This is a genomic window from Kaistia terrae, from assembly GCF_026344005.1.
GTDB classification, from domain to species: domain Bacteria; phylum Pseudomonadota; class Alphaproteobacteria; order Rhizobiales; family Kaistiaceae; genus Kaistia; species Kaistia terrae.
Genome location: NZ_JAPKNH010000010.1, coordinates 123,889 through 138,081, shown reverse-complemented (window position 1 = coordinate 138,081; position 14,193 = coordinate 123,889). Strand labels below are relative to the sequence as shown.

13 protein-coding genes are annotated in these 14,193 nt (G+C 66.8%); 7 read left to right on the top strand and 6 right to left on the bottom strand.

What is annotated here, in order from left to right:
- Positions 1-145: 145 nt before the first annotated feature.
- The 7 genes from proB (at position 146) to OSH12_RS21905 (ending at position 7,190) form a co-directional block, all read left to right on the top strand.
- Complete coding sequence (gene proB / locus OSH12_RS21935) at positions 146-1,303, top strand: glutamate 5-kinase (RefSeq protein WP_266345763.1); 1,158 nt, start codon at positions 146-148, stop codon at positions 1,301-1,303.
- A gap of 69 nt (positions 1,304-1,372) precedes the next feature.
- Complete coding sequence (locus OSH12_RS21930) at positions 1,373-2,617, top strand: glutamate-5-semialdehyde dehydrogenase (protein ID WP_380224837.1); 1,245 nt, start codon at positions 1,373-1,375, stop codon at positions 2,615-2,617.
- A complete protein-coding gene (locus tag OSH12_RS21925; protein WP_266345761.1) occupies positions 2,614-3,279 on the top strand; it encodes a nicotinate-nucleotide adenylyltransferase in 666 nt (221 codons plus the stop codon). The genes OSH12_RS21930 and OSH12_RS21925 overlap by 4 nt, the downstream gene beginning before the upstream one ends.
- Before the next feature lie 125 nt (positions 3,280-3,404).
- Positions 3,405-3,809: a ribosome silencing factor gene (rsfS, locus tag OSH12_RS21920; RefSeq protein WP_266345760.1), complete on the top strand. Its 405-nt coding sequence runs from the start codon at positions 3,405-3,407 to the stop codon at positions 3,807-3,809.
- Between the two features lie 28 nt (positions 3,810-3,837).
- The gene (gene rlmH, locus OSH12_RS21915) at positions 3,838-4,317 is read left to right on the top strand and encodes a 23S rRNA (pseudouridine(1915)-N(3))-methyltransferase RlmH (protein ID WP_266345759.1); all 480 of its coding nucleotides are present in this window, start codon (positions 3,838-3,840) and stop codon (positions 4,315-4,317) included.
- Positions 4,318-4,461: 144 nt separating this feature from the next.
- On the top strand, positions 4,462-5,859 hold the full coding sequence (locus tag OSH12_RS21910; RefSeq protein ID WP_266345758.1) for a murein hydrolase activator EnvC family protein: 1,398 nt from the start codon (positions 4,462-4,464) through the stop codon (positions 5,857-5,859).
- A complete protein-coding gene (locus OSH12_RS21905) occupies positions 5,856-7,190 on the top strand; it encodes a S41 family peptidase (protein ID WP_266345757.1) in 1,335 nt (444 codons plus the stop codon). The genes OSH12_RS21910 and OSH12_RS21905 overlap by 4 nt, the downstream gene beginning before the upstream one ends.
- 96 nt (positions 7,191-7,286) lie before the next feature.
- On the opposite strand, the gene OSH12_RS21900 is transcribed toward OSH12_RS21905, so the two are convergent.
- From OSH12_RS21900 to OSH12_RS21875, 6 genes are all read right to left on the bottom strand, one after another.
- Positions 7,287-8,018: a dienelactone hydrolase family protein gene (locus tag OSH12_RS21900; RefSeq protein WP_266345756.1), complete on the bottom strand. Its 732-nt coding sequence runs from the start codon at positions 8,016-8,018 to the stop codon at positions 7,287-7,289.
- Positions 8,019-8,079: 61 nt separating this feature from the next.
- Positions 8,080-9,009 carry an ABC transporter permease gene (locus OSH12_RS21895; RefSeq protein ID WP_266345755.1) on the bottom strand — a complete coding sequence of 310 codons (930 nt, stop codon included), beginning with the start codon at positions 9,007-9,009 and terminating at the stop codon, positions 8,080-8,082.
- On the bottom strand, positions 9,006-10,700 hold the full coding sequence (locus tag OSH12_RS21890; protein WP_266345754.1) for a sugar ABC transporter ATP-binding protein: 1,695 nt from the start codon (positions 10,698-10,700) through the stop codon (positions 9,006-9,008). Before OSH12_RS21890 ends, OSH12_RS21895 begins: the two co-directional genes overlap by 4 nt.
- Complete coding sequence (locus OSH12_RS21885; RefSeq protein WP_266345753.1) at positions 10,697-11,611, bottom strand: sugar ABC transporter substrate-binding protein; 915 nt, start codon at positions 11,609-11,611, stop codon at positions 10,697-10,699. Before OSH12_RS21885 ends, OSH12_RS21890 begins: the two co-directional genes overlap by 4 nt.
- 65 nt (positions 11,612-11,676) lie before the next feature.
- Positions 11,677-13,251, bottom strand: coding sequence for a xylulokinase (locus tag OSH12_RS21880; protein ID WP_266345752.1), 1,575 nt, complete (start codon positions 13,249-13,251; stop codon positions 11,677-11,679).
- Positions 13,252-13,400: 149 nt separating this feature from the next.
- The gene (locus tag OSH12_RS21875) at positions 13,401-14,186 is read right to left on the bottom strand and encodes a heme ABC transporter ATP-binding protein (protein ID WP_266345751.1); all 786 of its coding nucleotides are present in this window, start codon (positions 14,184-14,186) and stop codon (positions 13,401-13,403) included.
- Positions 14,187-14,193: the final 7 nt, after the last annotated feature.

The window sequence follows — 14,193 nt, the reverse complement described above, 5'->3', positions numbered from 1 at the left end:
GATCAACTTGGAAGGGCCAGAGGTTTGACAATTGCGGTTCCCGCCATCTGAAGCACCAATCCGGGTCCCGATTTCAAAATATGGGCCCGACACTGAGCTGCACCTGGGCTAAACAAGCCCCATCGGATCGAAGAGCACAAAGACCATGAGCCTGATCGTGGAACAGACCGTCGACATCGCGGCTACGCTCAAGCCGGAAAACTTTCGCCGCATCGTCATCAAGATCGGCTCCGCCCTCCTGGTCGACCGTGCCACCGGCCGGTTGCGCGAAGACTGGCTGACGGCCTTCATCGACGACGTGGCGCAGCTTGCCGCCGGCGGGCGCGAGATCCTGCTCGTCTCGTCCGGCGCCATTGCGCTCGGGCGCGGCGTACTCGGCCTGCCCAAGGGCGCGCTGAAGCTCGAAGAGAGCCAGGCCGCTGCCGCTGTCGGCCAGATCGCGCTGGCGCGGGCCTATTCCGAGATACTCGGCCGCCATGGCCGGACCACCGGGCAGATCCTGCTGACGCTCGGCGATACCGAGGAGCGGCGGCGCTATCTGAATGCCCGCTCGACCATCGGCACGCTGCTGAAGCTCGGCGCCATTCCCGTCATCAACGAAAACGACACGGTGGCGACCAGCGAGATCCGCTATGGCGACAATGATCGCCTCGCTGCCCGCGTCGCCTCGATGATGGGCGCCGATCTGCTGGTGCTGCTTTCCGACATTGACGGGCTCTACACCGCCCCGCCGCAATCCGACCCCAACGCCATTTTCATTCCCGTCGTCGAGCGGATCACCGCCGAGATCGAGGCGATGGCCGGTGGCGCCGGTTCGGAATTTTCGCGCGGCGGCATGAAGACGAAGGTCGAGGCGGCGAAGATCGCCACCGGCGCCGGAGCCGCCATGCTGATCGCGCTCGGCAAGCCGCTGAACCCGCTGAAGCGGGTTTCCGAGGGCGCGAAATCGACCTGGTTCCTGCCGGAATCAAACCCCGTCACCGCGCGAAAGAAGTGGATCTCCGGCCATCTGGAGACGCGCGGGGTGCTGGTGATCGACGACGGCGCGGTCAAGGCGCTGCGCTCGGGCAAGAGCCTGCTGCCGGCCGGCGTGCGCCGGATCGAAGGCCGGTTCCAGCGCGGCGACGCGATCGTCGTGCAGGGCCCGAATGGCGAGGAGATCGCGCGCGGTCTCGTCGCCTATGACGCGGCCGACGCCGAACGCATCGCCGGTCGCAATACCAAGGAAATCGAAACGATTCTCGGCTTTGCTGGCCGGGCTGCCATGGTCCATCGCGACGACATGGCGCTTCGCGGCGAATAGGAAATCATCATGACAACTTCCCTCCTCCGCGAGACCGCAACCGGCGACAAGACCGAGACGGTCGAAGCCATGATGCTCGATATCGGCCGGCGCGCTCGCGCCGCCGCCCGGCGCATGGCGCTGGCCTCGACCGATGCCAAGAACGAGGCGCTGAAGGCCATGGCCGCGGCGATCCGCGCCCGCGCGGAAACGATCCTCGAAGCCAATGGCCGCGATGTCGCCGGCATGAAGACGGAAGGCGCCGCCGCCTCCTTCCTCGATCGCCTGACCCTGACCCCGGCCCGGATCGAGGGCATCGCGGCGGCGATCGACGAGATCGCCACCCTGCCCGACCCCGTCGGCACCGTGATCTCGGCCTGGGACCGGCCGAACGGCCTGCATCTCGAGCGCGTCCGCACGCCGCTCGGCGTCATCGGCGTCATCTATGAAAGCCGCCCCAATGTGACGGCCGACGCCGGCGCGCTCTGCCTCAAGGCCGGCAATGTCGTGATCCTGCGCGGCGGCTCGGACTCGTTCCATTCGTCGAGCGCGATTCATGCAGCGCTGGTCGAGGGGCTGGTCGCCGCCGGCCTGCCCGCCGACGCGATCCAGATCGTGCCGACCCGCGACCGCGCCGCCGTTGGCGCCATGCTTTCCGGCCTCAACGGCGCGATCGACGTGATCGTGCCGCGCGGGGGAAAAAGCCTGGTTGCGCGTGTTCAGGAAGAAGCCCGCGTGCCGGTCTTCGCCCATCTCGAGGCGATCGTGCATTTCTATGTCCACGCCAAGGCCGACCTTGGCATGGCGAAGACGCTGCTGGTCAACGGCAAGATGCGCCGCACCGGCGTCTGCGGCGCGACCGAGACGATGCTGATCGACCGCGCCATTCTCGACACCCATCTGGTGCCGATCCTCGATGCGCTGGTTGCGGCCGGCTGCGCCATCCGTGGCGATGCCGAAATCTGCGCGCGCTTCCCGGCCGCGACCCTCGCGACCGAGCAGGACTGGTCGACCGAATATCTCGACGCCATCATTTCCGTGAAGGTCGTCGACGGCGTCGACGCGGCGATCGACCATATCGAGACCTACTCGTCGCACCATACGGACGGCATCATCACGCAGGACGAGGCAGTCGCTGCCCGCTTCCAGGCCGAGGTCGATTCCGCCATCGTCGTTCACAACGCCTCGACCCAGTTCGCCGATGGCGGCGAGTTCGGCTTTGGCGGCGAAATCGGCATCGCCACGGGCCGCATGCATGCGCGCGGTCCCGTCGGCCTCGAACAGCTGACCTCCTTCAAGTATCGCGTGAACGGCTCCGGGCAGACGCGTCCGTGAGCCGGGACGGGGCCGACGTCAGGGCGGTGATGCAAGATCCGGCGCTGCGTTCGGCCCTGAAGCTGCCGCACGCGGCGCCCGGCCAGCGCATCGGCCTGTTAGGCGGAACGTTCGATCCGCCGCACAAGGGGCATCTGACCGTCAGCCTGATGGCGCTGCGCCGACTGGAGCTGGACGCCATCTGGTGGCTGGTGACGCCCGGCAATCCGCTCAAGGATCATGCCCCCGACGACCTCGGTCGCCGTATCGTGGCGGCACGCGCCATGGCCGACCATCCGCAGATCCACGTCACCGCGATCGAGGCGACACTGAAGACGCGGTTTACCGCCGACACCCTCGCCATCCTTTCCGAGCGCCTGCCCGGCGTAAATCTGGTCTGGCTGATGGGCGGCGACAATCTGCGCCAGTTCCATCGCTGGCGGCACTGGCGGCGGATCGCCGATCTGATGCCGATCGCCGTCTATGACCGGCCGGGCAGCACGTTTATCGCGCCGGCGGCCCCTGCCGCGCAGGCTCTGCGTTTCGACCGGTTGATGGAGCGCGACGCCGCGCGATTGCCGACGGCGGCGCCTCCCGCCTGGGTCTACCTGCACGGGCCCCGAGTCGCGCTTTCTTCGACACAACTGCGTGCGCGACGCAATAAGAGTGCCGCGACGTCTTGAAAGCGCCACAGCGTCGTGCCTATGTGCTTTTTTGCACAATTTCCCTCGCGTGGAGCGCAACCGCTCCTGGCCAGCTACAAGGCCGACCGCGCTAATGGCGAAAGGACTGACCACTGACGACGGCAATGCAGCCTGAGGACGCTATTCAACGCGCACCTCACCGAGTGGCCGTGCGCCGGCAGATTTCGGCGGACGAAGCTCTCAAAGCGATCCTCACCACCCTCGATGATTCGAAGGCTGAGGATATTGTTTCCATCGATATCGCCGGCAAATCAGCCTTGGCCGACTTTATGGTCGTTGCCACGGGCCGCTCGCAGCGACATGTCAGCTCCATCGCTGAACATATCAGCCGCGACCTGATCGAAGCTGGCGGACGCGTAGCCCGCGTGGAAGGCGTGCCCCATTGCGATTGGGTACTGCTGGATGCCGGCGACGTGATCGTCCACATCTTCCGGCCCGAAGTCCGCTCCTTCTACAATCTCGAGAAGATGTGGTCGGCCGGGGATGATGCGGCTTCGGACCAGTCGTAAGGACCCGTCCGGAATTTAAGGTCGCGAAATGCGCATCCTGATCGCCGCAGTGGGTCGGCTGAAAGCCGGCCCCGACCGCGCGCTCATCGAGCGCTATATCGACAGGGCCTCGCAGGCCGGGCGCAGTCTCGGCCTGACCCTCTCCGTCCGCGAATTCGTCGAAAGCCGGTCCCAGCGGACCGACGAGCGCATGGCGCAGGAAGCAGCAACCCTGCTTTCCGCCCTGCCCGACAGCGCCATTCTGGTCGCGCTCGACGAGCGCGGCGAGACACCGAGCAGCGCCGCCTTCGCCAAGCGGGTCGGCGACTGGCGCGACCAGGGTACGCGCGATCTGGTCTTTGCCATCGGCGGACCGGACGGCCATGGCGAGGCGATCCGCAAGCGGGCCGACCTGAAGCTCGCCTTCGGTGCCATGACCTGGCCGCACCAGATCGTTCGCCTGCTGCTGGCCGAGCAGATCTACCGCTCGATGACGATTCTCTCCGGCCACCCCTATCATCGCGAATAGCGCGCGTACGAGCCGGCAACGCCGTCGCGCTTCAGCCGCAATCTTTCCTTACGCTTGGGCACTCACAGGGTTGACGAGGTGTTAACACTTCGCTGCCAATTGTCGTCGCTGTTAACTCAGCTTTTAGCCGCCGGGCGCCTGCACTTGGTTCAAATTCGGGTCTCTTCGCTGCCTCGACAGACGGTCCTCGTCTTCGGTCGGGCGGCCTTTGTCTCGGCTTTGATCGCCAGCACCGCCCTGCCCGCTTTTGCCGTCGACCCCGTCGCGCCGGCGGCCCCGATCGCCCCCATTGCCCACACGGACATCAGCCAGACCGAGCAGCAGCGCGCCGCGCGCCGGGCCGAGCTCGATGCCCTCACCCACGACATCGAAGTCACGGCAGAGCGCCAGGCGGCGCTTCGCACCGAGATGGATCAGCTCGACCAGGACCGCACGACGCTGAACAAGTCCTTGATCGAAACGGGAGAACGGGCCCGCGGGCTCGAGCGCCAGATCGACGAGGCCGAGCAGCGCATGGGTGGTCTGCTGGACGAAGAGAAGTCCGTCCACACCTCGCTGAGGGCCCGTCGCGGCGTGCTCGCCAATGTTCTGGGCGCGCTCCAGCGCATGGGCCGCAAGCCACCGCCAGCGATCGTCGTCCGGCCGGAAGACGCGCTCGCCTCGGTGCGCAGCGCGATGCTGCTCGGCTCCGTCGTGCCGGAACTGCGCGTCGAGGCCGAAGCGCTCGCCGCCGACCTGCAGCATCTCGTCGCGCTCAAGACCGAGCAATCGCGCGAACGTGACCGGATGCGCGCCGACGTCAGCGCGCTCGCCGAAGAGCGAACCCGCATCGAATTCCTGGTCGACGACAAGCGCAAGGCGCGCGCGCGCTCCGAGCAGCAGCTTGCCGAAGAGCAGGCCAAGTCGGAAAAACTCGCCAAAAGCGCGACCAGCCTCAAGGGCCTGATCGCCGATCTGGAAGGCCAGATTTCGGCGGCCGCCGAAGCGGCGGAGGCCGCGAAACAGGCCGAAGCCGCCAATCAGGCCGCCATGAATGACGGCCGCGCCTCGCGGCGTCCCGAAAATCTGGGCGCTGCGGACCGCATCGCCCCCGCCGTTGCCTTTGCCTCGACCAAGGGTCTTTTGCCCCGGCCGGCCAATGGCGTGTCGCTGAAAACCTTCGGCGATGCCGACGGGCTTGGCGGCACCACGCAGGGCGTTTCGATTGCGACCCGCGCCAGCGCGCGGGTTTCTTCCCCATCGGACGGGTGGGTAGTTTATGCAGGACCATTCAGATCCTACGGACAACTCTTGATCATCAATGCCGGCGGCGGATATCATATCTTGCTGGCAGGTATGGAACGGATCGACGTCGAGTTGGGACAGTTCGTTCTCGCCGGGGAACCTGTGGCGCTGATGGGATCGCGGTTGCTGGCTAGCAGCAGCACCGTAGGCATTGGCGCAACGCAGCCCGTGCTCTATGTCGAATTTCGAAAAGACGGTAACTCGATCGACCCGGCCCCATGGTGGGCCCGATCTAACGACGAAAAGGTTGGCGGATGATACGCAACGCTTCGCTCCTCCTGGCCGGCACCATCATCGGCGCAACGGCCGCTGTGACGCTCACCCAGGTTCCGAGCCTGATTCCGGGCGTCGCGCATGCCGCCGTCTCGGATACCTACCGACAGCTCAACCTGTTCGGCGACGTGTTCGAGCGGATTCGCTCCGACTATGTCGAGAAGCCGGAAGACAGCGCGCTCATTGAGGCCGCTGTCAATGGCATGCTGACCTCGCTCGATCCCCATTCGAGCTACATGAACCCCAAAGACTTCAAGGACATGCAGGTCCAGACCCGCGGCGAATTCGGCGGGCTTGGTATCGAAGTGACCATGGAGGACGGCGCGGTCAAGGTCGTGTCGCCGATCGACGACACCCCGGCCGCCAAGGCCGGTATCCTGGCCGGCGACCTGATCGTGGCGCTGGATGGCGAAGTCATCCAGAACATGAATCTGAACCAGGCCGTCGACAAGATGCGCGGCGCGGTCAACACGCCGATCACCGTCACGATCCAGCGCAAGGGCACCGAAAAGCCCTTCGACGTGAAGATCGTCCGCGACGTCATCCGCGTCCAGTCGGTGAAGTCGCGCGCCGAGGGCGACATCGGCTATCTCCGCATTTCCAGCTTCAACGAGCAGACCTATGACGGCCTGAAGGACGCCATCGACAAGCTCAAGGCGGATATCGGCAAGGACAAGATCAAGGGCTACATCCTCGATCTGCGCAACAATCCGGGCGGCCTGCTCGACCAGGCAGAACTCGTCGGCGACGCTTTCCTCGACAAGGGTGAAGTCGTTTCGACGCGCGGCCGCCATGCCGACCAGAACATGCGCTACGACGCCCGTCCTGGCGACCTGACCGATGGCAAGCCGGTGATCGTGCTGATCAATGGCGGCTCGGCCTCGGCTTCGGAAATCGTCGCCGGCGCCCTGCAGGACCAGAAGCGTGCCACCATCCTCGGCACGCGTTCGTTCGGCAAGGGCTCGGTGCAGACGATCATCCCGCTCGGCTCCAACGGCGCGATCCGCTTGACCACAGCGCGCTACTACACGCCGTCGGGCAAGTCGATCCAGGCCAAGGGCATCGATCCGGACATCCAGATCGTGCAGGAGCTGCCGCCGGAGCTGAAGGACAAGATCACCGACACCAAGGGCGAGGCCTCGCTCAAGGGCCACCTCACCAATGAAGGTGGCGGCGACGAGGGCACCGGCTCGCAGGCCTATGTCCCGCCGGAGGCCAAGGACGACAAGCAGTTGCAGGAGGCCATCGGCCTTCTCGACGGCAAGCAGAAGAACGCGGCCTTCCCGCCCAATCCGGCAACCGCCGTACCGAACTGATACGAAAACGGCGCCCCTCGGGGCGCCGTTTTTCTTTGGCCGGCCGTCGAAAACGACCCCGGTCGATGATCACCGTCGTGGCAGACCGTCGAAGGGCTACCTCAACGTCTCAGCGAAGAACTCAAGCAGCCGCTTCCAGTGGCGCTCGGTGCCCTTTTCGTCATGGACGCTGTGGTCGCTGACGGCCCAGCCATGCGCCATGCCGACATAGTTTTCCAGGATGTGGTCGACGCCGGCCTCGCGCAGCGCCTCGGCGAGCTTTGCCGATTGCGCGGGCGGGAAGCTGTTGTCGACGCCGGCCATGCCGACATAGACGCGCCCCTTGATCGAACCGGCGAGACGATGCGGGCTGTCGGGCGCGTCGCTGGCGAGATTGCCGCCGTGAAAACTCGCCGCCGCCGCGATCTTCTCCGGATAGGTGCCGGCCGCCGTCAGCGCCCGGCCGCCGCCGAAGCAATAGCCGACCGCGCCGATCCGGCCGGTCGCGCCGGCCTTATCCAGAGCGGCGATGAAGGCGCTTGAGTCGGAAGCGGTCATCGCCTGCGTGGTGGCCGTCAGCAGCGCCCGCAATTCGGTGCGCGTCGCCTCGTTGTTGAAGGCGTTGGTATCGAACGGGCCATAGGGCGCGGCGCGATAGAACAGGTCCGGCACGAGGACGAAATAGCCGGCATCGGAAAGTCGTTCGGCCATGCCGTAGAGCGCCGGGCGTGGGCCGAAGGCGTCCATGTAGAGGATGACGCCAGCGGTGGTGGCGTTCGGCCCGGCCGGGGCGAACAGGCCGGCCGTGGCGATGCCGTCGGCGGTCTGGATCTCGACGTCTTGTCTCATCGCGGATCTTTCGTAGGTCGGGGGAAAGTCGCAAGGGAAGATAAGGCGGCCGAAGCTAATCTCAATCGCCGTCGCGGCCGAAATTGCGCACCAGCACGGCGGCGAGGATGATCGCGCCGGTCAAAAGGTCCTGCAGGAAGCTCGGCACGCCGAGGATGGTGAGGCCGTTGGAGACGACGGCGATGATCGCAGCGCCAACCAGCGTGCCGGGCACGCTCGGCTCGCCCTCGCGGAATGCCGTCATGCCGAGGAAGACGGCGGCATAGGCCTGCAGCAGGTAGCCGCCGCCGCCGGTCGGGTGCGCACTACCGAGGCGCGCGGTCAGCAACAGGCCAGCGAGGCCCGCCAGCGCCGCGCAAAGGGCGAAGGCCACCACCATGTCGCGCCGGACCGGCAGGCCGACCAGGCGGGCCGCCTCGCGGTTGCCGCCGATCGCATAGAGCCGGCGGCCGAACTCGGTCTGGTCGAGCAGCAGCCAGAAGACGATTGCCGTCCCGATCAGCCACAGCGTCGGCACCGGCACGCCCATCAGCGTGCCGCGACCGAGATCGCGAAAACCGGCCGGAATGCCGGAGAACATCGTCGCGCCGTTGGAGACCCAGAAGGTCAGGCCGCCGATGACCGTGCCGAAGGCAAGCGTCGCGATGAAGCTCGGCACCTTGAAGCGGGCGACGAGGAAGCCGGAGATCGCACCCATCGCCACGGCAGAGACCAGCACGACGATCATCACCACCGGCACCGCGACGCCGGCCGCGAACAGGGCGGCGGCGGCGATGCCGGCCCAGGAGACCACCGCCGAGACGGAGAGATCGAACTCGCCCAGCACCATGACCAGCGTCGCGCCGATGGCGACGATGGCAAGCAGCGCCATCTGCTGGGTGATGTTGATGAGGTTCGGGGTCGAGCCGAAAGCCTGCGGCGAAGCGATGGTGAAGACGAGGACGATCAGCGCCAGCGCCAGGAGCGTGCCGTAACGGCGAAGAAGGATCATGCGGAGCGTTCCGAGGGCGGCATTGGCTCGTCGGGAGCGTGGCCGAAAGCGGCGGCGACGACGGCCGCGCGGGTGAGCGAGGGACCGTCGAACTCCGCCACCAGCCGTCCGGCATGGAGCACGAGCACACGGGTCGAAAGGGCTAGGAGTTCCTCGATGTCGCTGGTCGCCATCAGGATGGCGGCGCCATCATCGGCGATCCTGCGCATCTCGCCATGGATCTCGGCCTTGGCGCCGACATCGACGCCGCGCGTCGGCTCGTCGACGAGAAGGACCCGCATAGGGCGGCCGAGCCAGCGGCCGAACAGCAGCTTCTGCTGGTTGCCACCGGAGAGCGTGGCAGGGGAATGGTCGAGGCCGCCGGCCACAAGGCGCAGGCGCGCGCCGGTGGCGCCGGCGAAGTTCCGGATTTTTGAGCGCGACGGCGCCGGAAGGGAGGCGACGGCGCGAAAATCGGAAAGGTGAGCTAGCGAAAGATTGCTCTCGATCGAGAGCAAATTGGCGAGGCCCTCGCGGCGCCGGTCTTCCGGCACATAGGCGACGCCTGCGGCAATGCGGCCGGCCGGCCCCTGTCGCGGCACCTGGCCGTTGATGGCGATCAGCCCGCGCCCGGGCGTCGCGCCCCAGATCGTCTTCAAGAGCGACGAGCGGCCGGAGCCGACAAGGCCGTAGAGCCCGACGATCTCGCCGGCCCGCACCGAGACGATGAAGCGGCTGTCGCCGGGGCCGAAGGCGATGTCAGTGGCAAGGACGGGCTTATCGCCCCGACCTTTGGATTGGCCGAACAAAGGACCGCCCTCAACATCCTGAGGAGGCCCGGAGGGCCGTCTCGAAGGACGCAGGGCGGTCGCGTTGGAATGGTCTTGCTGCACGTCGTCCGTGCGTCCTTCGAGACGGCTTTCTGCGAAAGCCTCCTCAGGATGTGGGGAGCGGGTGTCTTGCAGCGTTGAAGTCGAGGCGCCCGCGCCGCCCGACATCATCGCGACGAGTCCAGCGCGGCTGGTGTCGGCGACCCGTCCCGCGCCGACCGTGCGGCCGTTGCGCAGCACGGTGTAGCTATCGCAAAGGTCGATGACCTCGTCGAGCCGGTGCGAGATGAACAGGACGGCGCAGCCCTCGGCCGAAAGCTGGCGCACGATCGCGTGCAGCCGCTCGGCCTCGCCTTCGGAAAGGCTGGAGGTCGGCTCGTCCATGACGACGAGGCGGCACGGATCCATCAGCGCGCGGACGATCTCCGCCATCTGACGCTGGCCGGGCGTCAGCCGCGCGGCGGGCTTGTCGAGCGGCAGGTCGGGGGCGATGCGCGCCGCCACGTCGGCGACTTTCGCCCGCATGGCGCGGCGGTCGATGAACGGACCGCGCCGGGGATGGCGCCGACCGATCCAGGCATTGCCGACAGCGTCGAAATGCGGAACCAGGTTCAGTTCCTGGTGGATGAAGCGAAAGCCCAGCGCCTCGGCCGCACGCGGGCCGTCGATGGTCACCTCAGTGCCGTCGAGACGGATCGTGCCGGCGTCGGGCTGGTAGAGACCGGACAAGGTCTTGATCAATGTCGACTTGCCGGCGCCGTTTTCGCCGACAAGCGCATGCACCGACCCCGCGCGGAGCGCGAGATCGGCATGGTCGAGAGCTTTCGTCGCGCCGAAATGCTTGACGAGGCCGCCCAGCGCGAGAAAGGACTCCGATGTCACGGGCAGGTAACGCCCAGCGTCTCCGGGGTGATCAGCTTGGCCGGAGCGAAGACTTCGACCTTTTCCGGCGTCTTTCCGGCGAGGATCTGCGTCAGGCCTTCGGCAGCAAGGCCGGCCATGGCGTCAAAATCCTGGCTGACGGTGCCCTTGATGTGGCTGCACGCCTTGATCAGCTCGACCGCCTGCGGATTGCCGTCGATGCCGGCGATGATGATCTTCGAATCCGGCTTGTCGGCCTCAATCGCCAGCTGCGCGCCGATCGCCGGCTCGTCCCAGGCTGCCCAGACCGCGTCGATCTGGTCGCCCTGGCTCTTCAGCCAGTTTTCCGTGGTCTTGCGGGCGTCGTCGATCGGGCCCGGCACGACGACGTAATGGTCGGCGATGACCTTGATGTCGGGATACTTCTTCAGCGCCGCGTCGAGCGCCAACTCGCGCTGGTGTACGCCCGGATGCGCCGAATAGAAGAATTTTACGATGTTGCCCTTGCCGCCGAGCTTGCCGAACAGGAAATCGGAAAGCTTGGTGCCGAGCTCGAAATTGTCCGAGGTGACGTTGAGCGCCACGCCCGGCGCCTTGGCGCCGTCGATGGTGATCACCGGGATGCCAGCGGCGGCGGCGGCGCTGACCTGGTCCTGGATCTGGGTCGGGTCGACGCTGACGAGCACGATCGCCGCGACCTTGGCGGCGACGACGTCCTCGATGCGGCTGGCGAGCTGGCCCATGTCGCCGCGCGTATCGACGACGGTTGCATTCCAGCCGGCAGCCTTGGCCTTGTCCTGGAACACGTTGATCATCTGGTTGGTGGCGACCGAGCTCTGATACGGCGTCAGCACCGCCACGTCGGCGGCAAACGATCCGACCGTCGAAGCCATCAAGCCGGCAAAAGCCAAGCCCAGAATTCCAGCCCGCATTTTTCTCTCTCCCCCTTGGGTTCGGGGGAAGTGATATCGCTTCCCCTACGCCCCGCGCAAGCGGCTCAAAGCGCCGGATCGAGCGCCGCAGCCAATGCCCTGGCATGACCGGCCGCCTCGCGGTAGGCGGCAAAGCGTCGGGCGGCTCGCTTGGCCCGCTCCGGCCTCGGCTCGACGACGGTTTCGTCACCCCCGTTGGCGCGCTTTTCACCCTTGCCGCCGGCCTTCTTTTTGCGACCACCAACCTTCGTTGCGCTGCCGATCTCAGCCGCCGCGACGCTCTCGGGCATGACGCTCTTGGGCATCAAGCCAATGATGGGCGCGATGATGCGGAAGGCGCCATAGGCAGTGACGATGCGGCTGGCGGAAGGAACGGTTACACGGGCGCCGGTAACGTCGGCGATCAGATGCGCGACCGTCAGGCTGCCGGCGACGCCGCCGGCCAGCGCGATGGTTGCGGGCCGAATCGGCAGCGCGTCGAGATTGTCGCGGATGGCGTGGGCAAGGCCTTCCAGCACGGCATAGGCGAGCGCTTCCGGCGCGTGGTCGCGGTCGAGGCCGAAGAAGGCCCCGCGCACGGCGCGGTCGGAGAACGGCGCGCGCTCTCCGATCAGATAGGGCAGGAACAGCGCGCCGGGCGGATTGGCGTCCTGAGCCTCTGCGCTGGCATATAGCGCGCCGACGGGGCGGCCGGTGACATTGGCAAACCAATCGATGGCAAGACCGGCCGCCAGAAAGGGCGAGATGACAATGACATCGGTGCCGACAGGCGCGGCCAGCGTATAGGCGTCGCGCGGCGGCTTGGCGACCGAATAGGGCATCGTCGCCGCGATCCAGCCTGTGGTCCCGAGATAGGCGTGCGGCCGGTCATGCCGCTCGCTCTCCGTGCCCCAGGCGGTGGCGCCGCCATCGCCGGCTCCGACATAAACCGGAATGCCGGGCTTCAGGCCGAGCGCGCTCGCCGGCTCCGGCAGCAGCGGGCCGGCCAGCGCGTCGGCATCGAGAATGTCGGGCAGGATCGCCGGCGATAGGCCAATGGCACCGAGGATGGCCGCATCCCAATGGCGCTCGGCCAGGTTCAGCAGGCCGGTCGTGGTGGCGCAGGTCGGATCGACAACGGCGCGGCCGGTCATGCGATGGATCATCGCGTCCTTGGCGCCGAACAGCACACGCTCGACCTTCCCCATGGTGTCGATCTCGTGGTTCAGCAGCCAGTCGAGCCGGAACAGGCAGAGCGCCGGCTCGGCGCGATTGCCGATCCGCGCCTCGAAGTCCCCAGGCAGCTGCGCCTTCAGAGCCTCGATTTCGGCCGTCGTGACCCGTGCGTCGCTGTAGAGCAAAGCCGGGCGCAGGCTCGTGCCTTCACGACCAAGCAGAATCACATTCTGCATCGAGCCGGTGAGCGCGATCGCGATGGGAGAATCGTCGATGGCGAGCCCGCGCACGGCGTCCGCGGTCGCCTTCCACCAGGTGACCGGGTCCTGCTCGGCCCAACCGGGTTGCGGCACCTGGGTGACAACAGGCGCATCGGCAGAGCGAAGGGTATGACCAGCCTCGTCGAACAGAACCGCCTTCACCGACGAGGTTCCGACGTCGATGATCAATACCGTGCGCGTCGGCACCGGCTTTTGGGCTGCCATGTTCGAATCCCTGTCCGCAGTTTCGGGAGGCGCAATCTAGAGCCTGTTCCCGCCGGATGGAATCGGCATGGCATCAGAGCCTCCCCTTTGGGCAGGTTCTTTTTCGCGGGAAGGGTATCGGGAGCCTACGCGAACCGGCCCCAAAAAGGTCAGGCGGCGTGGGCGCTGTGCGGCAGGATGAAGGGCGCGTCGGTCGGAACGCCGCCGACATGCACGCTCACGCCGAAGACGGAGCGCATCATCTCGTCGGTCAGGACCTCGCGCGGCGTACCGCTGGCCGCGATCCGGCCGGCGCTGACGACGATGATCTTGTCGGCATAGAGCGCCGCAAGGTTCAGATCATGCAGGATGGCGATGACGCCGCCGCCGGCGCGGGCGAAATTTCTGGCCGTGTCGAGGGTGAGCAGCTGGTGACGCAGGTCGAGACTGGCCGTCGGCTCGTCGAGGAAGAGATAGCGCGGCAGGCCGGCGACCACCGGCTCCCAGACCTGGCAGAGCACGCGGGCGAGATGGACGCGCTGCTGCTCGCCGCCGGAAAGCTCCTGGAAGTAGCGGCCGCCAAAGCCGTTCAAATCGACCCGGATGAGCGCTGCCGCGACGCGGGCGGCGCGATCGACGGGGTTCAGCGCGCCGCTGGTGCCGAGGCGCACGACCTCGTGCACGGTGAAGGGGAAGGCGAGCGAAGAGGATTGCGGCAGCACGGCACGGCGTTGCGCCAGTTCATAGGGCCGGTAGGAAGCGATGCTCCTGCCGTCCAGCTTGATCGTGCCGCTGGCGGCGCGCAGTTCGCCGGTGACCGCCTTCAGGATGGTCGACTTGCCGGCACCGTTCGGTCCGACGACCGCCGTCAGCTGGCCGGGCGCGACCGTCAGCGAGACGTTGTCGAGAATGGCGCGCTGGCCGGCGCGGATGGTGAGGGCTTCAACTTCCAGCATCTCTGCT